Genomic DNA, 24,187 nt, shown 5'->3' on the forward strand with positions numbered 1-24,187 from the left:
TCAACGGCTCGCAGCTCTTCGCAACGAACCAGCAGGTGACGAGTAACTCGACCACGATCAACAACATCGTCAACGGCGGTGGGATCAAGTACTTCCACTCCAACTCGACGCTGCCGGACTCGGTCGCGACGGGCACGGATAGCGTGGCCATCGGCCCGAATGCTGTTGCCAACAATGCAGGCGACATTGCCCTTGGCTCCGGTTCTGTGACGGCAGCGGCCAACCCGACGGCCGGTGCGACGATCGGCGGCACGGCCTATACCTTCGCAGGGGCTACGCCGACCAGCGTTGTCAGCGTCGGTGCCGTCGGTGCGGAACGGCAGATCACCAACGTCGCAGCCGGCCAGCTCTCGGCCACCTCGACGGATGCGATCAACGGTTCGCAGCTCTTCGCGACAAACAGCCAGGTGACAAGCAACTCGACCACCATCAACAACATCATCAACGGCGGTGGGATCAAGTACTTCCACTCGAACTCGACGCTGCCGGACTCCGTCGCGACGGGCACGGATAGTGTGGCGATCGGCCCGAACGCAGTCGCCAACAATGCAGGCGACATCGCACTCGGCTCGGGCTCGGTCACGGCGGCTGCCGTCGGTACCGCCGGCACGACCCTGCAGGGTACGGCCTACACCTTTGCCGGAGCGACACCGACCAGCACGGTTTCGGTGGGCGCCGTCGGTGCCGAGCGCACGATCACCAATGTCGCGGCTGGTCGGATTTCCGCCACTTCGACGGATGCGATCAACGGCTCGCAGCTCTTCGCCACCAACACCGCGCTCAACAACATCATCAGCGGCGGCGGCGTCAAATACTTCCATGCCAACTCGACGGATCCGGATAGCGTTGCATCCGGTGCGAATGCGGTGGCAGCCGGTCCGAACGCCATTGCATCCGGTGCAAGCAGCGTCGCCTTGGGCGATGGTGCGAACGCCAGCTTGGACGGCAGTGTCGCACTTGGTTCGGGCTCGGCAACGGATGTCCCGGTTGTTGGAACCGCAAGTACGAAGATCGCTGGCACCACATACAACTTCGCGGGAACGGCTCCGGTCGGGACGGTCTCCGTTGGCAGCAAGGGTAAAGAGCGGACGATCACCAACGTTGCAGCCGGTCGCCTAGCGGCCGACTCGACGGATGCGATCAATGGCTCGCAGCTCTTCGCGACCAACTCGGCGGTAGAGACGCTGAACTCGACCGTTACGAACATCAACACCGGCGGCGGCATCAAGTACTTCCATTCCAACTCAACCCTGGTCGACAGCGTGGCGGGTGGCACTAACAGTGTTGCGGTCGGTCCGGCGTCCGTTGCATCGGCAGCAGACTCAGTGGCCGTTGGTAACGGTGCCAATGCCAGCACGGCGAACTCGGTTGCTCTCGGCGCCGGCTCTACGACGGCGGCAGCCGTCGCGACGACCGGGGCCACTATCGCCGGCAAGGATTATGCCTTCGCTGGTGGAGCGCCGGTTGGCGTTGTCAGCGTCGGTTCGGTTGGGGCGGAACGCCAGGTCACCAATGTCGCGGCGGGTCAGCTCAACGCCAGCTCGACCGATGCGGTCAACGGCTCGCAGCTCTTCGCCACCAACCAGGCGGTCGAGAGTGTCCAAAGCACCGTTACCAACATTAATACGAAGGTCGAGAATGTCGTTCAGTACGATGTCGTCGACGGCAAAAGGACAAACAGCGTGACCCTGATCGGTGGGGACGTCAATTCACCGGTTGTCATTCACAATGTCGGTCCCGGTGTCGCTGGGACGGACGTTGTCAACGTCAATCAGCTGAACCAGACCGCGTCCACCACGCTCAACCAGGCGAACACTTATACGGATAACAGGACGGCCGCCGCCATCCAGACGGCCAACAATTATACGGATAACAAGTTCAACCAGTTGAACTCCAAGCTTGGCAATATCCAATCCGAGGCCCGTCAGGCCGCCGCGATCGGCCTTGCCGCCGCTTCGCTACGCTACGACGACCGCCCCGGAAAATTCAGCGCCGCGGTCGGTGGTGGTGTCTGGAAGGGCGAGGGCGCGTTCGCCTTCGGTGTCGGCTACACCAGCGAGGATGCGCGCCTGCGCACCAATCTCTCCGGCACGGTCGCCGGCGGATCGGTCGGCGTCGGCGCGGGCCTGAGCTACACCTTTAACTGAGGTTCATCATGAACTTGCAGAGAGAACAGGCAGAACAACACGAGTGGCGGGCCAGAGCAGGTGCCCGGTGGCGAAATACGAGGTCGCCACCGGGTACCGGATCTGCCACTCGATGCGGTGGTCTCCTTCATGGGATTGTTGTGCTTGCAATTTCGCTGCTGGGTCATGGAGCCGTCTTGGCGGCTCAGGAGCCTCTTTCGCAGCCGCGCTATAGCATCAAGCCTTCCGAGGTCGTCCTGCCGGAGGGGGTGGCGCTCGGGCAATATCGTCGCGTGATCCGGCCGTTCGCCAATTGGACGCTGATCTGCGACGAGAACCTGAAGAAGAAGCAGCGGGTCTGCAACATCACGCAGACCATCATCGACGAGCGCGGCGCGATGGCTTTCAGCTGGTCGCTGGCGGGGACGTCCAACGGAAATCCGATCATGATCATCCGCGTGCCGGCGTCTGTCGGCAAGGGGAACCCGGTGCAGATCAGCTTCTCCAGCCAGAAGAACCCGGTCAACGCCAAGACCGAAGATTGTGATCAGACCATTTGCCTGATCCTGCTGCCGGTAGGTCCCGTGCTGCGCGAACAGATCAACAAGCAGGTGGATGTACGCATTACCTATGCCAATCCGGAAAATGGCGATGGCCCGGTTGTGATCGGAACGACGCTGAAGGGGCTGCCGACAGCACTAGCGGCGATCAAATGATCGCCGGCAGACGATAGGGATTCGAGACGAGCCCGGAGCGTGGGTCTCGTCCGCAAAGGGTGGGCGCCTCGGAGCTAAGGGCGTCCATCAGACGGTGCCGGCGATATCGCCGGCACCGTTAAAGGAAACGGGGATTGGAATGGAACAACAATCGATCTTCGAGCGAGTGATGAACAGGGGCAATGCTAGGCTCAGTGATGACGATCTCACGCCAGCCGGCACGTTCCGCGAACCGGAAACCGCCGCCGAGAGCGGCAATGAGGAGACTGAGACCGTGAAGACCCACAATCGTCTGCTACTGATATCATCGGCCGGCGCCGTTATTCTTGGCGTTCTGGCAACCGCCGTGCTGGCACAGCAGGATGTGATCTCGTTACCGAGCTTCATGGTCGCGCAGAAGAGTACGCCCACGCCGACCCCCAAGGGGACCACCGCCACGGCGCGCACTGCAACGTCAAAGGATGCAGCCGCCGCCGGCGATAGCGGTGCGGCTCCCGCCGCCGCGGCCACGGATCAAGAGAAGACGATCTTCAACGAGCATATCGATCAGGCGGGCGTCACCGCCTGCAGGGAGGTCTTCCCGGCGCTCGGCTTCGTTGCCGCCTCCGGCTCGACCTTCAACGCGACAACCTCCTGGAGCGAGAAGGATTCGAACGATCATTCGATCTTCTCGATCGTTGGCATGAGCTTCAATAGCGACCAGTTCCGGGGTAGTGGCGCCAGCGTCATCTTCAGTGCACCGACGCCGGCAAAGGGCGGCTGCGAGGGCAGTTTCGTGCGTGTGGTTCCGGTCGGCGTGGACTGCAATACCTTCGCCGGCACCTTGCCGAAGGACAGCAAGCTCGGCCCGTCGCTGCAAGGGCTTCCCGTCGTCACTCTGCCGAGCGGGGTTCAGACAGTTCTCCTGCCGTCAGCCGGCAATGGCTGCGTTGTCCTGACGACCTCTAGGGCGGCTGTACCTGGCAATAGCTGACGACATAGGCCAGGCGTGTCCTCCCATACGCCTGGCCTGCCAATTCATGACTATTAGACCCATAGACCCAGAAGTTTTGGAGTTTGGAGAGCACATGTTGTCGGGCAGACCAGTCATTCGAAATAGTGTTTTCGCAGCGTTGGTCGCGATCTGCGCCATCCTGCCTCCCACCGCCCATGCCGCCGACCCGATCGTTCAGGAACAGTATCCAGAACCTCCGGTTACGCAGCACGGCATTTGGGGTGCGATCGCCTTCTCGCCGATTCACAACAAATACGGCTTCTTCTGGGGCGCCGACAAGCGCGAGGAGGCCGAGAATATCGCCGTCAAGTACTGCCAGAACCAGGCGGATTCCGGTTGCCGGCTGGCGATCACCTTCCGCAATCACCGCCATTGGACGGACGACGATCAATCGGGCTTCCCGTACGAACATTGCGCGGCTCTATCCGTGGCGGAAGACAGGGATCGCAAGGTGACACGTTGGGGAGCAGCTTCGGCCCCAACCCGCAAGGACGCCGAGGATGCCGCAATCAAAAGCTGCGGCGATTCAAATCAATGCAAGATTCACGAATGGGTTTGCACATGACTGCGCAGGCATTGGGATGGTGACGCAGCAAGACCAAATGACAGTTGAGGTAGATCATGGATGGATACACAGACATGAAGAATACGCCGAAATCAGAAGCGGATCCGTTGCTTGACGGCTGCGTAGCGATTGTTTCGGCTTTTCTCAGTCGCAATTCGGTCTACGCGAATACGGTCCCGAGATTGATCGAGGATGTCTATACGACGCTGTTCTCCCTGAGTTCCAATACCGTCGCCCTCAGACAGAACGGGCAGAGTCCAGCCGCCGATCTCGGTGCGTCGTTGACGGGCGACTATATCGTCTGTTTGGAGGATGGCAAAAAAGTGAAGCTCCTGAAACGCTATCTGCGCACTCACTTTGGCCTGACGCCGGACGAATATCGCGCAAAGTGGGGTCTTGCTTCCGACTATCCGATGGTCGCGCCCAACTATGCCAATCGCAGGTCGGAACTGGCGAAGCTGTCAGGTTTTGGAGAGAACACGCGACAGCCAGGCGGCAGACGCCGTCTCGCGAAGGCTTAGATCACATACTTTTCGGTGGCTGTGAGCGGCGAAAGATGAGCGAGTTTCATCGCGCACTGCAGCCAATAATTCAGTTTTATTAGCTGGATAAGCAGTTTGAGAATTAGCGGTTTATCAGAGAATTCAACCGGCCCCATTCTCGCAATCAACTGCCAGGCGACACTAAATTTCAAAAGAAGGGTGAGCTGCAATGTTGGCTATAGGCTTGTATGGTTTGGTTGCATTCGCGGTCATATTCTGCGGCGGATTACTGGGTTTGCTTATCGGCAAAATGATGCATGAGCGGCATCGCAACGAGGCAACGCAGAAGATCGTACAAACGGCGATGGGAACGGTTTCTCTCGTTGCAGCTTTGGTGCTCGGCCTGCTGGTTGCGACCGCAAAAGATAAATTCGATACGAACAACAAACAGACAGAGGAATTTGCCGCCGGTCTGATGTCTCTCAACCGTGAATTGGTGAATTATGGGCCGGATGCGGATGCCATAAAATCTCTGCTCCAGAAGTACACGGTCGCAAAAATTGCAAGCAACTGGCCTAGCGAGAGCGGTCCCAAGCCTGCGGCCGGCGACCCGCCGGCCTGGAAATTGCTCGAGAGCGTCCAGCAGGGTCTCCGAACCATAACGTCCAATACCGATGCTCAGCGTCTGGCGGTGGCAAGCGCGTTGCAGACAACCGCGGATCTGACAAAAGCGACGTGGCAACAGGCGGCGCAGGAGGCCGACCATGTCCCGCATCCATTCGTGGTGGTCCTGATGGTGTGGCTCTGCGTGTTGTTCATCAGCTTTGGTCTTTTTGCTCCCCGCAATAGAATCGTCGTCATGGCACTGTTCGTCTGTGCCCTTTCGATCGCCGGTGCCGTTGTCCTTGTTGTCGATATGGACATGCCGTTTGAAGGAACCATCACGGTTTCATCCGCACCGATGCACGATGCCCTGGCCAAGATGAATGTCCCGTAACTGCGCCGAATAGAGAAGGCCTCGTCCACGATACAAATACATGACGGCGATCTATCGAAATCTGGAGGATGTACAATGTTGAGGGTTTTTATTGCCTTTCTTCTGGCAACAAGCACAGTCATGAGCGTCGCGGCTCCAGGCCAGGCGGCGGAGGACCATGCGCAGGCGAGCCGATCGACTGTTCCATTTACGGTTGTTCGGAACTCGGCCTACCAGTCGTTCGTAGAGAACTGGGACGAAAAGAAGCAGCCTGTCCTCTGCGGGGCGATACGCTCTGCGTCGGACTGGGAGAAGATATTCAATCCCGCGGCGACGATGCAGAACAAAAAGCCATTTTCACCGGCCGCCTCCTTCTATGCGCGAAAGCAATTGCTGGTGGTTGCCCGTGTCGTATCGGCGCCGAGCGAGGGGGAACAGGGGAAGATTTTCACAGCCACTGCCGTCTCGGTGAAGAATGGCGCCCTGCAATTGAACTATGATTATCGCGCGCCGCAGCCCGGCGGCAGCTATCAGATCAAGGACTATCTGTTGGTCAGTATCCCGAAGAATGCTCATCCGGCAGGGCCGGTGACATTCATTGAAAATGGCAAGGTCGTCTGTGACCTGTCCCCGAAGACATCGGATTGATCGACAGAGCGGATCGCTCCGCCCTTTGAACCCCAAGGCGATTAAGTCGCGTTCGGGATGCAAGAGCTTCCGGCGCGAAATTTGAAGTTGGTCGAGACCAAACCTGTCGTGCCGCGATCAGAATCTGTCGAGGCTCAGAAGATAGCCGGATGAAACTTCGGCGGCAGGCGAGTGCCCATTAAAAAGGAGAGGTATTAATGCAGCTCAAAGAAGTGTCGTCATCGTTGTCGGAATACTACGATGCTGTCCCCTATGAATCCATGGCGTTCCCGCAGTCAGCGCCGGAGCATCTTCAAGCTGTTGCCGGCCTTTTCGGGCTGAGTTCCCCACCGATCGAGACGGCCCGCGTGCTGGAACTTGGTTGTGCGGCCGGCGGCAATCTATTGCCCTTCGCCGCACGTTACCCGCGGGCGCGGGTGCTCGGCGTCGACCTGTCGAGCGTGCAGGTGGAGCAAGGGAAAGCCCTGATCGCGGAGATGGGGCTCAAAAACGCTGAAATTCGTCGCGCCGATCTCAGCACGCTCGCGCGGAGCCTCGGGACGTTCGACTATATTATCTGCCATGGCGTCTATAGCTGGGTGCCGGAGAGCGTGGGCAAGGCAATCCTGCGCATTGCCTCGGAAAATCTGTCCGACAATGGCCTCGCCTATGTCAGCTACAACACCTATCCCGGCTGGAAGTCGCGGGAAATCGTCCGTGATGCAATGATCCTGCGTGGTGGCTCGCGCGAACTGAAGGAAAAGCTGCCCTACGCACGCGGCATGCTGGAATACCTCTATGCATCCGCGCGTCCCGATACGGTGCTCAAGCTGGCGCTGGAGGAGATGCGGCCGATCCTCCAGAACTACGGCGATTATTATCTGCTGCACGAATTTCTCGAGCCCTACAATGCGCCGTGCTATTTCCATGAATTCGTGGAGAGAGCGGAGGCCAACGGCCTGGATTATGTCGGCGAATCCGAGACTTTCCTGATGTTCCTGTCCAACTACAGTGCGGATATCGCCGAGCCTTTGCTGCGGGAATGGGGGTCGAGCCAGGTCTCGGTCGAGCAGTATCTGGACTTCGTCAATAATCGTGGCTTCCGCCAGACGATTCTTGCCAAGAAGAATCATGCCAGCGGTGTTCGCCGACAATTGTCTTCGGATATGCTCCAATCGTTGTTTCTCTCGGGCGTGTTCGTGAGCGAAGATGGCCCGCTGACGCCGGACGAGCAGCCCCAGGCCTGCAATTTGCTGCGGCGAGGCACTATCACCTTGTCGCAACCGGCTCTGAAGGTAGCCGCTGCCGCTCTCAATGAGGCCTATCCCGCCACGCTATCCTTCGACGCGTTGGCGCAGCGTGTTATCACCGAGCTGAAACTTTCGAAGACGGCGGCTCGCGAGCAGCTGCTTCCCTTCGTCGAGGAATTGGTGATCAAAGGCTTCCTGCGATTCCGCATGAGCGAGCCGGATATCGCCGCTGTGTTACCCGATCGGCCGGTCGTGTCGGACGAAACCCGCGCCACGCTGAAGCCGCCTGCCGGCGCCGATGCCGTCTCGGTCAGCAATCTTCTGCATGAGCCGGTTTATTTGAACATTCTGGAAGCGCGTGTCGCGTTGCTGATGGACGGCAGCCGCGACGAGGAGGCGTTGATTGCCGGCCTCGTCGAGGATGCGGGCAATGGTCTCATCACGTTCCTCAACGATGGTGCCCCTGTCAGCGAGCCTGCCGCAATCGAGGAGGCCGCGCGCAATCAGGTGCCCATCGCTGCCGCAAGTCTTCGAGCAAAGGGGCTGATTCGACGGGCAAAGAAATAATCGGTCACGCATAGAGACCGTCTGTCATGCATCCGGCTGAAGCTTGCGAGCTTCAGCCATGGGGTCTTGTTTCTCTTCGGGATCGGCCATCCGGCCGTCCCGGCACAGGATCCGCAGAATGACCCGGCCCAATCTATTGCGCGTCCTGATCGTGATGATGCAATCGACACGAGACCCACGCGAGCCCCCTAAAGGAGAACCAGAAATGCACTCCCGCAGAGATTTTTTGGCAATCAGCATTGGCGCCGGAGCAGTCACGCTATCGGTGTCGAGCGTCGCGGTGTATGCTGCAGGCGCAACACATATGAAGAACGTCACGGCGTTCACGATGGTGTTCGGAGACGGCCTGAGACTGACCACTGTCGCGGTGGAATATGATCAGGCAATCGACAATTCAAAGCTCTTGCGGTCGACCTTCAGTGTCGGTGGCAGGACCATCACAAAAATCTATGCCAATACAACCGCAGCGCTGGCGGAGAAGGGTAAGAATGGCAAGTTTGTCATCATCGAACTTTCGCCCGACGACGCGAATGCTCTGCTCTATTCGGCCGACGGTGGGAATGCCAGCCAAAAGCCAGCGAAGATATCGGTGATCCAGACTGGATCCATCACCGCTGTCAATGGCGATATATATGCCGCCAGTACCAAAGCGATGACAAACAGAAGCGTCGTGAATTTGGGCTTAATGTAGACTGTTATGGGAACAACCCCACAGGAACTGATCAATTGGCGGCAATGTGCCTGCGAGAGAAGTCTTACTCTGTCCGCGCCTTTGCTTCCTTCTGATTCACGATACGCCGGATTGTGCGAGGATCGACATTGTAATGCTTCGCGACTGCAGGGATCGTCTGCCCGTCGACACGTACCGCGCGATAGGCTGCCCGCTGTTGCTGTGTGGTGAGTACTGGCCGCCGGCCTAGATGCAAACCCTTGCGGCGGGCGGCGTCCATGCCGGCGCGGGTCCGCTCGCTGATCAAAGCGCGCTCGAATTCCGACAATGCGGCAATCAGGTGAAAGACCAATCGTCCACCGGAGGAGGTCGTATCGATGTTCTCCGATAGGGAGCGGAACTCGATGCCTCGTTTGCCAAGTTCATCGACAAACTGAACGAGGCGGACAAGCGATCGCCCAAGCCGATCGAGACGCCAGACGACGAGCGTGTCGCCTCTCTGAAGAGCTTTCATGACGTCCTCCAAACCAGGCCTCTCAAAACCAGCCCCGGACACACCGTGATCGGTGAAGACGTGGTCGCATCCTGCCTCCCCGAGTGCGTTCAGCTGCAGGTCCATTTTCTGGTCCTCCGTTGAGACGCGCGCGTATCCTATTCTCATTGAATGCTGGCCCCCCGACCAGTGAAGTTCGTGATCAAAATCGGTTGTGTTGAAGGATGTGCCGGTGAGTGCCTGCGTTATCCGTGCAGTTTCTCGTATTGCCGGCCGTCGATGCGTGGGGCCTGGCGGATTTGCATGGCAAATCTCTCCGTGCCCTGTGACGGACACGGCCTGACACCACCTGACAATTTGCTTGTTTGTGACCCGCTCAGGCCGAAGTAAGGCCTACTCCATCGAGTGCGGATGAACCTGCAATGTGATCTGTCGCATAACCGGCTACACCTCGAGCCATATGGGGAGTGCTGCCGAGACTTTTGTTAATGGACAGTCGGCGCTGGTATCAACGCGAAGAGTCGTCGCGGATGCATTCGCTGCACTGCCAGACAATAAAATAACCAACAATATCAGCTTCAAGTCCGCCTCCCAGAGTTAAGCTTTCCGCAGCGCGCGTGCAAACCTTCGGCGCGCTGATTACTGGCTTGGAAAAGCCAATCACTATCTCTGCGGTTTGGTTGCTCGAAGGATGATTATTGTTTAGCTTCGAACGGCCGCTCGTGACAAACGATGAAGATTAAAGCGGCGTTAGGCAAACTTAAGATGATGGACTACCAGCAGTTGGAAGCCTTGGTGGAAGTCCTCCGTCAGGGCAGTTTCGAGCGAGCAGCGAGAACATTGAACATAACGCCGTCCGCGATTTCTCAAAGGATCAAAACCCTTGAGGAGCGCGTAGGTGCGGTCTTGATTGTTCGCGGGCAACCCTGCTTGCCGACCTCGGTCGGCACCAGGCTTCTTCATCATGCCGAAAGAGTCCACCTGCTGGAGCAAGAAGTACGCAATGAAATTGAAGGGGCGACCGTTAGCGAAAAGATAACCGTACGGATTGCCGTCAACGCGGACAGTCTCGTAACTTGGTTTTGCGAGGCGATGAAAGCGTTTGACGATGTTTATATTCACGTTTTACGTGAAGACCAGGAGCATACTTTCGAACTGCTTTGGTCGGGCGACGTCGCTGCTGCCGTTTCATCCACGGATGTCGAGGTGGCTGGGTGCGACCGTCGAAAGCTCGGTCACATGCGCTATCGCGCCGTGGCCACGCCGCAATTTATCGAAAAAAACTTTCCCGACGGCGTCACTCCAGCGGCGTTGTCACAGGCTGTCGGCCTGCGTTTCGACACCAAGGACGACCTTAACGATCAATGGACCGAAAATTACTTCGGCAAAAGCTGTCCAATACCGACACACTGGTTGCCGTCGACGCATGGCATTTTGCAGGGAACGTTGGCCGGCCTTGGTTGGGGAATTAATCCGGAAATCCTCGTCAGAGAGCACTTGAGTACGGGTATATTGCAGGAGTTGATCAGCGATGCCCCCGTCGACGTACCACTTTACTGGTATCATTCCAGAGTGGCTCAGCCGCTTCTTTCTTCATTGACTGCCTCAGTCGAGAAAGTATGCCGTGCTTTCCTGAATTAGCGCGTGCCACATCTATTCTGCCCCGTACCCTGCATGTTGAATTCCGCCATGATTTGACCCGTCTTTCTACTTGGCGCTGACCCTGTTAGGCGGAGACAAGCCTATGAAGTGCTTCACCATTTTGGACGAATTGCGAGCGATCGTGAAATGGCAAATGGGGTGAGTTTCGTCTGGAATTCAACATCTGTTGGCATATCCGACAAGTAAAAGCATGAATTGCTTCCTGGACTGGTCGGCAAAATCCATGGTGTGCAATTCGTCGCGAAATTCCTATTCTGCGACGGGCAAATATCAGGCGCGGCAGTCCTGCGGAAATTGGGATTATGCCGACAAGGTCGCTGCCGATCGGAAGGTCTCGCCTTGAGAGGCCAGACGTTCAACCATAAAATCCACGAATGCACGGACCTTCGGCGAAAGCTGGCGATTGGATTGCCAGACAAGGGAGAGTGAGCCGAAAGGAACCATGAACGACGTGAGAACCGGGGTGAGCATGCCGCTCCGGATGTATGGCTCCGCGACATAAACGGGCAGATGGGAAAGCCCCAGCCCATCCAACGTTGCCCGCAATCCTGCGTCGGTGTTGTTGAAGATGAGGTTTTTTGGCAGGATCAACCGGTCGTGGGGAGCTTGAAATGCCCAGAGCGCAATGCGGCCACTGGATGGATACTTGAAGTGAATGCAGGCATGCCCGGCAAGATCAGCCGGTGTCTGCGGGCGGCCTCGCCGTTCGACATATTCGGGACTTCCGCAGACGACGAAATGCTGCTGTCCGAGGACGCGGGCGATCAATCCACTATCGGCCAGCTCGCCGCTGCGGACAACGACATCCACTCCCTCGGCAACGAGATCCACCACTCGATCCTCGAAATCAATGTCCAGTTCGATCCCAGGGAAGGATTCGACGAAGGATCGCAGGATCGGCATGAAGAGATGATGCCCGACGATATGAGGCATGCTGACGCGTAAGCGCCCCGTTGGCCGCTCCCGGCTCTGAAGGATTGCCGCTTCAGCATCCCCGAGGTCGTCAATGATGCGTTTGCAGCGCTCGTAGAATACCGCGCCCTCCTCCGTCAGGCTCATGCTTCGTGTCGTGCGATTGAAGAGCCGCACCCCGAGGCGGGCTTCGAGGCGGCCCACCGCCTTGCCAATGGCGGATGGAGATGCCCCTGTGACGCGTGCAGCTGCCACATAGCTCTGCTGTTCGGCGGCGTGAACAAAGGCAGCGATGCCCGTCAAGCTTTCCATGACATCTCCAATTGAAGAAATTTTGTCCTTTAAGTAGTTCCATCTCCCATAATTGATCAACATTAAAGATAAAATATCCTTCGTTTTCAGCTTTGCAGGCACCGATACCCGGTTCCTGCCGCAAGCTCGATCACGCGGAAACACAGATGACCCCAGTATCGGTTGAAACGGAGAAAGCAGGAGCCTGGTCGTCACTGGCCGTTCTTCTGACCGGGAATTTCCTCACCATCCTCGACCTGTTCATCGTCAATATTGCGCTGCCCGACATCCAACGCAGGCTGCACGCGTCCAACGGGGAATTGCAGCTCATCATGGTGGCCTACAGCCTGACCTATGGCGCGCTGCTGCTGAACGGAGCCCGTCTGGGCGATCTCTATGGGCGGCGGAAGCTGTTTCTCGTCGGCATGGCGATCTTCGCGCTCGGGTCACTGCTGTGCGCCCTTGCGCCTTCCCCCTGGAGCCTTATCGGCGCACGCGCCGTCCAGGGTATTGGCGCAGCGCTCCTGATGCCGCAGGTCTATACGTCGCTGCGGGTACTTTTTGAGGGTGACGATCGCCGAAGGGCATTCTCGGTAATGGGCGCGGTCCAGGGGGTTGCCGGTGCGGCGTCCCAAGTCATCGGGGGATATCTGCTTGTGCTCAATATCGGGGATATTGGGTGGCGCCTTGTCTTTCTTGTCAACCTGCCGGTCGCGTTCTATGCGCTGATCGCGGGAAAACGGATGATCGTGGAGACCAGGGCGCTCGTATCACCGAAGCTCGATTTATGCGGAGCTGTCCTGGGGACCTCCGCACTGACCCTGGTCCTGCTGCCGGTGATGGTCGGGCAGGAGCATCACTGGCCCTGGTGGGCGATCGTCGCCCCTCTGCTGTCTCTTCCTATGTTCATGTGCTTCGCCTTCTACGAGGCCCGGCTGGCGCGGCGCGGTGGCGTACCCATCATCGATATTTCTCTCTTCAAAAAGAAAAACTTCGTCCTTGGGGTTCTCGCGGGGTTCCTGTTTTTCTCGGCGATCGGCTCGTTCTCCTTGTCGCTGACAATCCTGCTGCAGGTCGGCCTCGGGCAAACCGCGCTCGAAGCCGGGACGTTCTTTGTCCCATCGACGATCGCATTTTTCATCGGCTCGCTTCTTTCGGAACCGCTTGCAAAACGAGGAGAGCACCGGGCGCTGTTCCTCGGCATGGCCGTCTTTGCAGCGGGATTGCTGACCGCCGTTCTGTCCGACCTTGCCGTTGGTCATTATATCCTGACACTGAGCGCTTCGGTCATCCTTCAGGGACTGGGCCAGGGGATTGTTATTCCGCTTCTCCTCAACATGATCCTGAGCACCGTCTCCAGCGAAGAGGCTGGGATGGCGTCCGGTGCCTTCAGCACCATGCAGATCGCCGGCTCCGCCTTTGGCGTATCGATCGTCGGGGTCATTCTGTTCAGTGTGCTGGAGCACATTGGTGGGACAGCCTCCTTGGCCCATCCTGCTGCGAAGGCTTATGGAGAGGCCTTTTCGATTGCGGGCATCTATAACTTGATCGCGATCGTCCTTGGCCTTGCGCTCCTGGCTCGGATCCAAATGTCGCGGCAGTAGCATCCATGGGAGATTCCGCCGTAAGCGGCCCATTCGCGAACTCATGAATTTTGATGGGTTGCCTATGGGGTCACGAGGCAGGCGACCAGCCCAGGTTCGGGGCCACCGTCTCCGCGAGGTCGGCCAGCAGCCGCACGTTCTCGGCAAGACCGAAGGCGGGTGGTAGAAAGAGGACAATCTCGTCTGCGGCGGCGAGGCCCGGGTCGTTGAAAACCGCCTCGGTCACCTGGTCGGGAGTGCCCTGGAAAACGGGGCAAATTTGGACTCCGGACGGTTGGTTGGCCGGCGCGGTCGGTGTGAGGGCGCCCTTGGGGCGGGATGCGGCGATGCCCAGGGTGCGGCGCTCGAGGTCGTAGGCGGAGTACTTCTCCCGGAGCTCGGCGGTGGTGCCGACCAGGATCGAGGCGGCGACGGTGACCGGCGGCGGCTCGGTGCCCCATGTCTCGCGCCAGGTGGTACGGAAAGCCTTGATGCTGCGGGCCTGATACTCCCCGAAGGTCTCGCCCTCGGCATGGTCGTGCTGCACGGTGCCGGAGATGAGCCCGATCCCAAGCTCGGCAGCCTGCACCGCCGAGCCTAAGCTGGCCGAGCCTTGCCTAATCCGGGAGCGCAGGGTTGGGCTGTGCGGTGTCACGCGCAGTTCGATGCCTTCCGGGGCACCCTGGTTCGGCCCGGCGACGGTGTGGAGGACCTCGCCCGAGATCGCGGCGAGGAAGCGTGCCTGGCGGCGCCTGGCCTCCGTGCGGGCATCGGTGTCGACTGTACCGAAGACAGCGTCGAACGCCGCGTTGGCGCCGGTAGAGATGGCCAGCTCCAGCCGGCCGCCGATCAACAGGTCGGTCGTGCCGGCCGCCTCGGCAAGCAGGATCGGATCTTGATAGCGCATCGGGATGACCGCCGAGCCCAGCGTGATATGCTTGGTGTGCTGGCCGGCCGCGGCGAAGAACGGAAGCGGCGAGGACAGGTAATGGTCGAAGTGCCGCTGGTAGGCCCAGCCGGACTGGTAGCCCAGCCGCTCTGCGGCCTTGAACAGCTCGATCCCGTCGCGCAACCCCTGCGCCGGCCCGGCATCATCGTTGAAAGACACGCGGGTATTGAAGCCGAGCCGCTGCTTGGGGCGGAACGGCGTGGACAGGGCGCCGGCAGGCGCGGTCACGGTCATGCGATTTTTTCCTCGCTGAAGACCCGTTGAGGTTGAGGCTGGGGCACGCGGGCGATACGAGCGACGCCGGACGGGATCGATTCCAGCAGCGACCGGGTATAGGCCTGCTGAGGGTTGTCGAAGATGTCGGTGACGGTCCCGTGTTCGACGATATGTCCGCGCTGCATCACCGAGACGGTATGGGCGAGTTGGCGCACCAGGGCCAGATCGTGGGAGACAAATACATATGTCAGGCCAAGCTTGGCTTGCAGCGAAAGCAGCACTTCGACGATGTCGGCCTGGACACTGACGTCGAGCGCGGAGGTGGGCTCATCGAGCACGATCACATCCGGCTTGAGGACCAGCGACCGGGCGATGGCCACGCGTTGGCGTTGGCCACCTGACAAGGCTACAGGATTGCGCGCAAGCAGGTGCTCGCCGAGCCCGACATTGGCCAGCGCTTCGCGGACCCGTGCGGCCCGCTCTGTGGCGGTTCCAATCTTGAAGCGGTCGAGCGGTTCGCGCACCAGTCGCTCGACTTTCCAGGTCGGGTCAAGCGAGGTGAACGGGTTCTGGTAGACGAGCTGAAGGTGGCGCCACACCGCGCGCAGCGACTGGTGCGAGCGACCGTTGAGCTGTTCGCCGGCCACGGTGATGTTCCCGGTGTCGGGTTGCTCCAGCCCAAGCAAGAGCCGGATTGCGGTCGTCTTGCCTGAACCCGACTCACCGACCAGCGCATGCGTGGTGCCAGCCTGGACGGCAAACGACACGTCGTTGACGGCCGTCAGAACCTTGCCGTCAACCGCGAAGGTCTTCGTGACGGCGCTGACCTCGATCTTCGGTGCCTTGCCGGCGTCTGTCTTGAGGAAACGGAAACCGGGATCGCGCAGCCGGGCGTAACGGTTGGGATTGAGGGCAGGGACGTCGGCGTGCAGCTTCTTTGCGTATGGCGAAGCGGGCGATGAGAAGACGGCCGCGGTGCTGCCGGCCTCCTGGACGATGCCGTCCTTGAGCACCACCAGCGAGTCCGCCCGCTCGGCGGCGATCGCCAGATCGTGGGTGATGAGGAGCAGGCTGATATGGAGCTCATGCTGCAATTTGGAAAGCAAGTCGAGGATGCGTTTCTGGATCGTGACGTCGAGCGCGGAGGTCGGCTCATCCGCAACCAGCAGCAGCGGCCGTGGAAGGACCGCAAGGCCGATCAGCACACGCTGCAGCATGCCGCCGGACAGTTGGTGTGGGTAGGAATCATAAACTCGCTGCGGGTTGTCGAGCCCAACTTGAGCGAATGTCTCCAGGATGAGCGCCTTGCGACGTGTCGTATTGGGCTCGTCGATGAGCGTGGCTGCCTCCATCGCCTGGGCGCCGATCGTCCGCACCGGGTTGAGCGAGTTGCCTGGATCTTGCGGGACAAACCCGATAGCACGTCCCCGTAATGGCCGGAAATGCCGCTCCGGGAGCCCCAGCACCTCCTGGCCGTCGAAGTCGACGCGGCCGCTCGCGCGTCCACCGGCCGGGAGCAGTCGCAGTACCGCGCGGGCAATCGTCGATTTGCCCGAGCCCGATTCCCCGATGAGAGCAAGGCTCTTGCCACGGCCCAGTTCGAACCCGACGTTGGTGACGACCTCTTGCTTTCCGTAGGCGACCGACAAGCCGCCGACGCGGAGCAGTGGAGCTGATCGTTGAGACGTTGAGCCGGTAATATCGGTGCGAGCGAAAAGCTGGGTCAGTCTGTCTTGCGGAGCCATCGGCTGATCCTGTTTACAGAGAGGACGGTTGCGATCGTAACGAAGGCGGGTGCGTAAACCAGCCAGGGCCATTTGAGGTAGTCCTTGCCAATCGAGATCAGCAGGCCCCAGTCGGACGCCGGTGGCGGGTCGCCGTACCCGAGGAAGGCAAGGCTGGCGATCACCAGGATCGAGTCGCCGAACTGCAGCACTGCAAGTGGGAGCACCGAGCGCGATGCGTTCGGCAATACGTGGCGCCACAGGATGTGCCAGCGCGACCCGCCGAGGAGAAAGGAAGACTCGACGAATGTCGCCTGCCGGGTCTTGATGACCTCCGAGCGCATCACCCGGGCGAAGAGGGCCACAGCCGAAACACCCGTTGCGATGGCGGCGTTTGTGGTGTCGAAGCCGATCGCGGTGACGACGATGACGGCCAGCAAGAATTTTGGAATGGCGAGCAGCACGTCGACCAGGCGGGCGAACAGGGTGTCAACCCAGCTGCCGAAGAAGCCGGCCAGCAGCCCGATGAGGCCACCGGCAACAACACCGATGATCACAGCGATCAGCGCGCTCGCGACCGAAGAGGCTGTGCCATAGACAACACGGGTGTAGAGATCGCGGCCGAGATGATCGGTGCCGAACCAGTGCGCGGCACTGGGGCCAAGCAGCTTTTGAGCAGGAACACCGTTGATTGGGTCATAGCTCGTGAACAGGCTCGGGGCGAGCGACCAGGCGATCGCAAGCGCGACGATCGCGAACGAGAGCGCGACGGCCGGCGGCAGACGCAGGGCTGTCAGCCGGCTGATCGCCGTGACACGCGAGATCGGGTAGGCGGAGGCGAGGGTCATGAGGTCACCGCCTTGGAAATGTTGACGGAGCCTTCGTCAGCCGTGGTTGGACGACGCTCGGGAGAGCTGAGGAGCTTGACGCGCGGGTCGAGCAGCGGGTAGGCGAGGTCGGCGATCAGGTTGACAATCACAAAGACCACCGCTGCCAACGAGACGACTGCCTGAAGGACGGGCAGGTCCTGCGTGCTCACCGACCTTTGCACCAAGCTGCCAAGACCGGTGCGCCCAAAGACCGTCTCGGTGATCAGCGAGCCCCCAAGCAGCTCGCCGATGGTGAGCGCAACGACAGTGACGACCGGGAGTGAAGACGGCTTGAGCAGGTGCTTGGCGAACAGCCGCATTTGCCCGAGGCCGCGGCCCCGTGCAACGGCGGCGTATTCCTGCCCGGACTCATGGTCGAGGTTTGCGATGAGCACTTCGGCGATTTGTGCGGAGATGGGGATGCCGAGCGCGATCGCCGCGAAAAGTGTCGCCCAGACGCTGTCGGGCTCGATCACACGAAAGACGCCGAGCTGGAAACCAAAGAGGTGGATCAGCACCAGGCCGATCACGAAGTTCGGTACCGACAGGAACAGCGACGGAAAGCCTCGCAGCAAGCCCTGGCCAAGCCGTTTTGGAAGAAACTGTGTGCCATAGGCGATCACCGCCGCGAGCAGAAGCGCGACGACGAGGCCGGCGGAAGCAAGGACCAGCGTCGACGGGAGCACCTCGGCGATCAGCGTTGTCACGGGCCGATTGGTCCGCATCGACAGGCCCAGATCCCCGGTGACAAACCCGGAAAACGATGTCCAAAGCTGGACCGGGATCGGTTTATCCAGACCTTGGGCGGCGATGATCTCCTTGATCTCCTCCTGTGTGAACCCATTCTGGGGATTGTTCAGGACGTTGGAGATCGGGTCACCCGGCAGGATGCTGACGACAACGAAGGTGAAGACATAAGCCAGCAGGATCACGACGATCGCCTGCACGAGGCGCTTTGCGGCGTAGTTTAGGTAGGCTTTGCTCATGCCTGTCACCTTCTTTGCGCGGTTGAATTGCGGGCTATTCGCTTTTCGTGGCCGTGTAGTAGCTGGCATAGGCGACACCGTTGTAGACCTCGCCCTTGAGCTTGGGAGACTGAGCGTAGATCCGCTGAACGATCTGTGTGCGCGGGATGAAGTAGCCCTGATCGAGAATGTACTTCTGCAACTCGTCGAGGAGGGGTTTGCGAATTTCGGTGGAGCCGGCGCTGGCGATCTTGTCACGTAGCTCATTGAGCCTCGTGTCGCTCTCGTCGAGAGCGAACCAGTTCTCGCCGTTGTTGGCGTTCGTCAGAATGCTGGCGACGGTCCCTGCGTCGATGAAGCTACGCGTCACCTCGTAGGCCGGCACGGCCGGGCCGCCGTATTTGACCTTCTGGCCGTAGGTGACAACATCGTAGGCACGGATGGCGACTTTCCAGCCAATCTTGCCGAGTTGCTGGGCGATGAGCTCATCGACCGATTTGGACGTAGCAAGGTAGGGGTTGGAATTCAGTATCAGCAATAGCGGCTCGCCGTTCTTCGTACGGATGCCGTTTGCGCCCTTTGTCCAGCCTGCCTCATCAAGGAGCTTTTCAGCCTTGTCGGGATTGTACGCCAGCAAACTGCTTTGGTCGGTCGCTCCCGGCACGTTGCTCTGGATGAAGGACGTCGCAAGCTTCCAGTCGGGCGTGTAGACGGTGTCGATGATCTCCTGGCGGTTAATGCCGGCCTGGAGGGCCTGACGTACTTTCACGTCATCGTACGGCGCGAGCTTGGTGTTGATCGCCCAGCCGTTGACGAAGCCGAGATAGCGTGGTGTCGCGATGGTGAAGCCCTCCGACTTGAGAGACTCCAGTTCCTGCGGTGAGGCGTTGTAGGCGACGTCGGCCTGGCCTGACTGCACGGCTGCAACGCGCAGCGACGGTTCGGTCACCAGCTTGTAGGTAATCGTGTCGAGATAGGCTGGACCGGTATGACCGACCGCCGGAGGACCCCAGTTATAATCCTTGCGCTTGACCAGCTTGACGAAGTCGCCCTCCTTCCAGGAATCGACCACATAGGGGCCGCTGCCGGAGGTCTTGCTCAGGTCAGCCTGCTGTGGGGCGGGCTGCGCGATGGTCTTCGGGGAGATGAGGATCGAACCGTGGTAGCCGAGAGTCGGGATGAAGCCGAGCGTCGGCTTCTTGAAGAAGACCTTCACTGTGCTCGCGTCAATTGTCTCGGCATGGTCGTAGGTTTTCGGGAAGAGACCAATCGGATTGATGCCCTCGGTCTTGCGGCCGGCGTACCAGATGTCGAGGTTGGCGACGACGGCCGACGCGTCGAGCGGGGTGCCGTCGGAGAAGGTGACGCCGCTCTTGAGGTGTAGGGTGAACTCGGTGGCGTTGTCGTTCTGCTCCCAGCGCTCGGCGATCCAGGGGCTGACCTTGCCGTCAGCGTCGACGTAAAGGAGCTTATCGGTCACATGGCCCCAGATATGGCCCTGGAAGCTGGAGATCGCGCTGTTGTTCGGAATCCAGGTGTCGCCCAACGAATCGATGAGGAAGGTGATGTCACCTCCGTTGTGTGGGCTGTCAGCACTCAGAGCCGGGGCGAGGCCTGCCATCGTCACCAAAGCGCCGGTTGCCACGGCGGACGTGGTGATCAGCAGACGGCGCCGGGAGAGGGACAACGAAAAAAGGCGTTCGGTCATGAAGAGGTCCTGATGGTTCTGGTTCTGAGAAATCCTGAAACAGAGCCTATGCAGGCGGAGCCGAGGGAGAAAGACTAGTTGTTCTTTTTCTACTAATTTTATGGATTATTTTGTTCAGTTTTAGCGTGTGCAAGGGTCAGCTTTTTTCAGGGCTTGTCTGCGAGGGAGCTGCGCGTTCAAAACCCTCCTTGGTGATCAGGGTCTCCGTGCTGATCTCATTGGGATCGATTTTGGACCTTGGGTCCCTCGAATATCCGCACTGGCGGCGCTTCGCCAACGAACCGTTCGACCTCCACCCTTGTAAGCTGTCCGGTCGAAGCCTGGGCCAGCTGCGAGGTCCCAACGTCGTGTGTCAGGATGTTCGGGTTGCCGTGAATGCACATCGCGCTGTCGGCGGTTGGGGCGTCCGGCTCGAACCATGCACCTGTTGCCAACTGCATGACCCCCTTGCGCACGTCCTCGCTTATCACCGCTGCGGCGAGGCAACTGCCGCGGACGTTGAACAACCTCACGATGTCTCCATCCGAGATGCCACGCTCAACCGCATCTACCGGGTGGATACGAACCGGCTCGCGGCCCTTGATTTTGGTGGAGCGGCTGAAATCACCATAGTCCAGCTGGCTATGGAGCCGCGAATGCGGCTGGTTGCAGACCAGATGCAGGGGATAGCGCTCGTCGGCCTTGGTCTCTGCCCTTGGAGGATACCATCTCGGATGGCCACGGCAATCGTTGTAGCCGAAGCCCTCGATCGTCTGCGAAAAGATCTCGATCTTTCCGGATGGCGTCTGCAGCGGGGATCCGGACGGATCATTGCGAAAGGTGCGGGCCGGTCCGCCATCGTCGGGCTTGAGAGGCAGGCGCATCTCTCCATGGTTCCAGAACGCCTCGAAATCCGGAGCCTCGTGTCCACCGGATGCGAGCGCCGTGCGCGTGGTCTCGAACAGGAAGGCAAGCCAATCCCGGCTGGTGCGATTTTCGGTGAACTTTTCGAATTTTCCGAGACGGCGCGCTATTTCGGAGAAAATCTCATAATCGTCTCGCGCTTCCCCGACCGGCTCGATCAGCTTCTTCATCGCGATCATCAGAGGGTCACGATCCGCCGCGCCGATATCGTCACGCTCAAGCGTGGTGGTCGCGGGCAACACGATATCCGCGTGACGTGCGGACGACGTCCAGGCCGTCTCATGGACGATGATGGTCTCCGGCCGCTTGAATGCCGCCCGCAGCCTGTTGAGATCCTGATGGTGATGAAACGGGTTGCCGCCTGCCCAATAGACGAGGCGGATATCGGGATAACGCATCGTGTGGCCGTTGTAGTTGAACTCGTCGCCCGGATTGAGGAGCATATCGGCGATGCGCGCGACGGGAATAAAATCCGGCACTGGATTTTTGAACTGGCTAAGGGTCGGCAGTGGAACGGCAAGCTGGGCCTTGCCGATATTCCCCAATGCACCGAGGGAATAGGCATAGCCGCCGCCATCCAGTCCGATCTGTCCGAGCATTGCGGCCAGCACGATGCCCATCCAGACAGGCTGCTCGCCATAGTCGGCGCGCTGGAGAGAGTGGCTGACGGTGATCAGCGTCCTTGCCTGTGCCATGGCAAGCGCGAGCTGCTTGATGGCATCGGCACCGATGCCACAGATGCCGGAGGCCCATTCCGGGTTCTTTTCGACACCATCGCTCCGCCCGAGCAGATAGTCCTCGAAACGCTTGTATCCGACCGTGTAGCGGTCGAGAAAACCGCGGTCGTGCAATCCCGCATTGACGAGCGCATGCGCGACACCGAGCATCAGCGCGACATCCGTGCCCGGCACGATCGGCAGCCACTGCGCATCCAGCTCGGCGGGAAAATCGTCTTTCAGTGGGCTGACGAGCACGAAGCGGGCACCGCGAGCGCTCGCGCCGTTCAGCGTCTGGCGGACGATATGCGAACTGATGCCGCCGCCATGCACGTCCGCATTCTTGATCGCCATTCCGCCGAAGGCGACGATCAGTTCGCTGCTCCGTTCGATGGCATCCCAGGTGACACTCTTGCGGTCGAAATGGTCATATGGCCCCAAGACGTGTGGGATGATGACCATTGCAGCACCGGAGCTGTAAGTATTGACGGATCGCACATAGCCGCCGAGCACATTCAGAAACCGGTGGATCTGGCTCTGTGCATGATGGAAGCGCCCGGCACTCGACCAGCCGTAGGAACCACCGAATATGGCCTGGGGTCCAAAGTCTCCGTAAACGCGCCGAAGTTCTCCAGCAACCAAATCAAACGCTTCTGGCCAGCTGACGTCCACATAATCATCTGTGCCGCGATCCTGCGCATTACCTTTCTTGCTCTCAAGCCAGCCGCGCCTGACTGCAGGACGCCTGATGCGCGCGGGGCTATGAGCGATCGCGGCGAGGTTGCCCAACAAGGGCGATGGATACGGGTCGGCCGGATGGGGACGAATTTCGAGCTTTCCGTCTTCGTAGCGGCCAGAAAACGCGCCCCAATGGGAGCTATGGGTCTGGAACGTGTTCATTTGCAAAATACCCGGGCAATCAAAGCGTTTATCAACAGGCCGCCCGTTTTTCTCGATGCGTTCGGAAACGTGATGCTGATGAATTCGGTCGGCATATAATTATTCCCCAGGCCTGCTGCATCGGATTCTGTATGGATGCTAATGTGCGCCCGTGGGCGCAGAAAGACAGGTCATTCTTTTTCTATAGAAATTATGGAATTTTATCCCGCCTCGGCTCGGTTGATGAGTTGCAGGCGGCTTAAGCGATAAATGATCAGGTCGTGTACAGTGCCGACCTTGCCGCTCCCGACAAGGTCGCTCGGTGTGAAGGTTCCAGAACGCTCACCTTCCAAAAATTTGCAACGAAGCGCCAAACGTCCCGTTTGGCCGGGACAGTGGTGTCAGGTGCCGGGAATGGGCTCCCAGGCTAAATCGTCGGTCCGGGAAAACTGTGGAATATGGGCAAGGCTCTGAATGAGGTCACAGTCGGATCCCAGCGTTTCCTGCCAATCCCGTGCCTCTGTCAGGACAACGCCAATGCCGATAACGTCGGCTCCTGCCTTGCGCACCAGTTCGAGCGATCCCTTAAGGCTGGATCCGGAGGCAACGACGTCGTCGACCACGACCACGCGCTTGCCTTTGAGAAGCGGAATCGCGGCGCGGTCCAGCAGCAAGCGCTGTTCGCCCTTGGAGGTAATGGAGGAGATTTTCTGTTCCAATGCATTCGCCAAATGGATTTTTGGCGACTTCTGCAGGATGACGTAATGGTCGAGTCCGAGCGCACGAGAGACTTCGATTGCGACGGGAATGCCAAGTGTCGCCGTGCCGACGATGATGTCGGGCTTGAGCGGTGCGAATTTGGCGGCAAGTTTGCGGCCGATATGTTCGCCGAATTTCACTCCGAGATCGATGACCATCATCAGCGAAATGGCGAAATCCGGCTTGATCGCCACGATCGGCAAATCGACCGGATAGCCGGAAACATCGACTCTCCAGTTCTGTCCGGTTCTTGGGTCCGTGGTCTCAGAGGTCATCGGTTTTGTCCTTCATGCTAAGGCGCGGCTCGACCATGAGGCCGACATGGCGCCAGGTTGTCCGCTTGTGTTTCAGATCATACCCGTAAAGGGTGAGAGAGAACGAAATGGCGTGCGCCATGCGGATCGCCTGAACGAGCAGCGGAATGCCGCGGGCCAGCGCGAAGCGCAATTTCGTGGGCAGGCTGACATTGTCGATCTCCATGCCGCGAGACCGCTGCGCGTCCGCAATGCGTTCGAAATCGTCGCGCAGCATTGGAATGACGCCGAAGGTCAGCGAGAGAACGAGCGTGGCAATCGGCGGCAGCCG

Annotated in this window: 21 protein-coding genes; 11 read left to right on the plus strand and 10 right to left on the minus strand. The window is 59.6% G+C overall.

The features are described from left to right. The 9 genes from PMI03_RS11785 to PMI03_RS11830 all read left to right on the plus strand — a co-directional run. Positions 1-2,147, plus strand: a 2,147-nt coding sequence (locus PMI03_RS11785; protein ID WP_007693315.1) for a YadA-like family protein, incomplete at its 5' end; no start/stop codon positions are given. Between the two features lie 176 nt (positions 2,148-2,323). Further along, the gene (locus PMI03_RS11790) at positions 2,324-2,842 is read left to right on the plus strand and encodes an invasion associated locus B family protein (protein WP_007693317.1); all 519 of its coding nucleotides are present in this window, start codon (positions 2,324-2,326) and stop codon (positions 2,840-2,842) included. A 139-nt stretch (positions 2,843-2,981) separates the two neighbouring features. After that, entirely contained in the window at positions 2,982-3,815 is an 834-nt protein-coding gene (locus PMI03_RS11795; protein WP_039973847.1) for a hypothetical protein, read from the plus strand. A gap of 94 nt (positions 3,816-3,909) precedes the next feature. Continuing rightward, complete coding sequence (locus tag PMI03_RS11800) at positions 3,910-4,401, plus strand: DUF4189 domain-containing protein (RefSeq protein WP_007693320.1); 492 nt, start codon at positions 3,910-3,912, stop codon at positions 4,399-4,401. 56 nt (positions 4,402-4,457) lie between these two features. Continuing rightward, on the plus strand, positions 4,458-4,922 hold the full coding sequence (locus PMI03_RS11805; RefSeq protein WP_007693323.1) for a MucR family transcriptional regulator: 465 nt from the start codon (positions 4,458-4,460) through the stop codon (positions 4,920-4,922). Between the two features lie 190 nt (positions 4,923-5,112). Further along, positions 5,113-5,880 (plus strand): DUF4239 domain-containing protein, encoded by a 768-nt coding sequence (locus tag PMI03_RS11815; protein WP_007693325.1) that lies wholly within the window; start codon positions 5,113-5,115, stop codon positions 5,878-5,880. Positions 5,881-5,955: 75 nt separating this feature from the next. Then, on the plus strand, positions 5,956-6,507 hold the full coding sequence (locus PMI03_RS11820) for a hypothetical protein (RefSeq protein ID WP_007693327.1): 552 nt from the start codon (positions 5,956-5,958) through the stop codon (positions 6,505-6,507). A 197-nt stretch (positions 6,508-6,704) separates the two neighbouring features. Then, positions 6,705-8,303: a class I SAM-dependent methyltransferase gene (locus PMI03_RS11825; RefSeq protein WP_007693329.1), complete on the plus strand. Its 1,599-nt coding sequence runs from the start codon at positions 6,705-6,707 to the stop codon at positions 8,301-8,303. Positions 8,304-8,421: 118 nt separating this feature from the next. Continuing rightward, entirely contained in the window at positions 8,422-8,994 is a 573-nt protein-coding gene (locus PMI03_RS11830; protein ID WP_309574361.1) for a hypothetical protein, read from the plus strand. Positions 8,995-9,058: 64 nt separating this feature from the next. Here PMI03_RS11830 and PMI03_RS11835 read toward each other — a convergent pair whose 3' ends face one another. Continuing rightward, on the minus strand, positions 9,059-9,634 hold the full coding sequence (locus PMI03_RS11835; RefSeq protein WP_039973853.1) for a recombinase family protein: 576 nt from the start codon (positions 9,632-9,634) through the stop codon (positions 9,059-9,061). A 564-nt stretch (positions 9,635-10,198) separates the two neighbouring features. On the opposite strand from PMI03_RS11835, the gene PMI03_RS11840 reads away from it, so the two are divergent. Further along, positions 10,199-11,107, plus strand: a complete 909-nt coding sequence (locus PMI03_RS11840) for a LysR family transcriptional regulator ArgP (protein ID WP_234903631.1) — start codon at positions 10,199-10,201, stop codon at positions 11,105-11,107. Positions 11,108-11,428: 321 nt separating this feature from the next. Here the strand turns inward: PMI03_RS11840 and PMI03_RS11845 are convergent, their stop codons facing one another. Next, positions 11,429-12,352, minus strand: coding sequence for a LysR family transcriptional regulator (locus tag PMI03_RS11845; RefSeq protein ID WP_007693337.1), 924 nt, complete (start codon positions 12,350-12,352; stop codon positions 11,429-11,431). A 146-nt stretch (positions 12,353-12,498) separates the two neighbouring features. Between PMI03_RS11845 and PMI03_RS11850 the strand changes: the two genes are divergently transcribed. Next, a complete protein-coding gene (locus PMI03_RS11850; protein ID WP_007693340.1) occupies positions 12,499-13,935 on the plus strand; it encodes an MFS transporter in 1,437 nt (478 codons plus the stop codon). A gap of 70 nt (positions 13,936-14,005) precedes the next feature. Here PMI03_RS11850 and PMI03_RS11855 read toward each other — a convergent pair whose 3' ends face one another. The 8 genes from PMI03_RS11855 to PMI03_RS11890 all read right to left on the minus strand — a co-directional run. Then, complete coding sequence (locus PMI03_RS11855; RefSeq protein ID WP_007693342.1) at positions 14,006-15,097, minus strand: LLM class flavin-dependent oxidoreductase; 1,092 nt, start codon at positions 15,095-15,097, stop codon at positions 14,006-14,008. Then, on the minus strand, positions 15,094-16,824 hold the full coding sequence (locus PMI03_RS11860; protein WP_007693344.1) for an ABC transporter ATP-binding protein: 1,731 nt from the start codon (positions 16,822-16,824) through the stop codon (positions 15,094-15,096). The genes PMI03_RS11855 and PMI03_RS11860 overlap by 4 nt, the downstream gene beginning before the upstream one ends. Then, positions 16,803-17,651, minus strand: coding sequence for an ABC transporter permease (locus PMI03_RS11865; RefSeq protein WP_007693346.1), 849 nt, complete (start codon positions 17,649-17,651; stop codon positions 16,803-16,805). Before PMI03_RS11865 ends, PMI03_RS11860 begins: the two co-directional genes overlap by 22 nt. Next, positions 17,648-18,658, minus strand: a complete 1,011-nt coding sequence (locus PMI03_RS11870; RefSeq protein WP_007693348.1) for an ABC transporter permease — start codon at positions 18,656-18,658, stop codon at positions 17,648-17,650. The genes PMI03_RS11865 and PMI03_RS11870 overlap by 4 nt, the downstream gene beginning before the upstream one ends. A gap of 34 nt (positions 18,659-18,692) precedes the next feature. Beyond that, positions 18,693-20,345, minus strand: a complete 1,653-nt coding sequence (locus PMI03_RS11875; RefSeq protein ID WP_007693349.1) for an ABC transporter substrate-binding protein — start codon at positions 20,343-20,345, stop codon at positions 18,693-18,695. Between the two features lie 215 nt (positions 20,346-20,560). Beyond that, positions 20,561-22,864, minus strand: coding sequence for a molybdopterin guanine dinucleotide-containing S/N-oxide reductase (locus PMI03_RS11880; RefSeq protein ID WP_007693351.1), 2,304 nt, complete (start codon positions 22,862-22,864; stop codon positions 20,561-20,563). A gap of 380 nt (positions 22,865-23,244) precedes the next feature. Next, positions 23,245-23,877 carry a phosphoribosyltransferase family protein gene (locus tag PMI03_RS11885; protein WP_007693353.1) on the minus strand — a complete coding sequence of 211 codons (633 nt, stop codon included), beginning with the start codon at positions 23,875-23,877 and terminating at the stop codon, positions 23,245-23,247. After that, the coding region (locus PMI03_RS11890) for an energy-coupling factor transporter transmembrane protein EcfT (RefSeq protein WP_007693356.1) at positions 23,867-24,187 on the minus strand (321 nt) is incomplete at its 5' end. The genes PMI03_RS11885 and PMI03_RS11890, both read right to left, overlap by 11 nt.

It is taken from the genome of Rhizobium sp. AP16, from assembly GCF_000281735.1.
Taxonomy (GTDB): domain Bacteria; phylum Pseudomonadota; class Alphaproteobacteria; order Rhizobiales; family Rhizobiaceae; genus Rhizobium; species Rhizobium rhizogenes.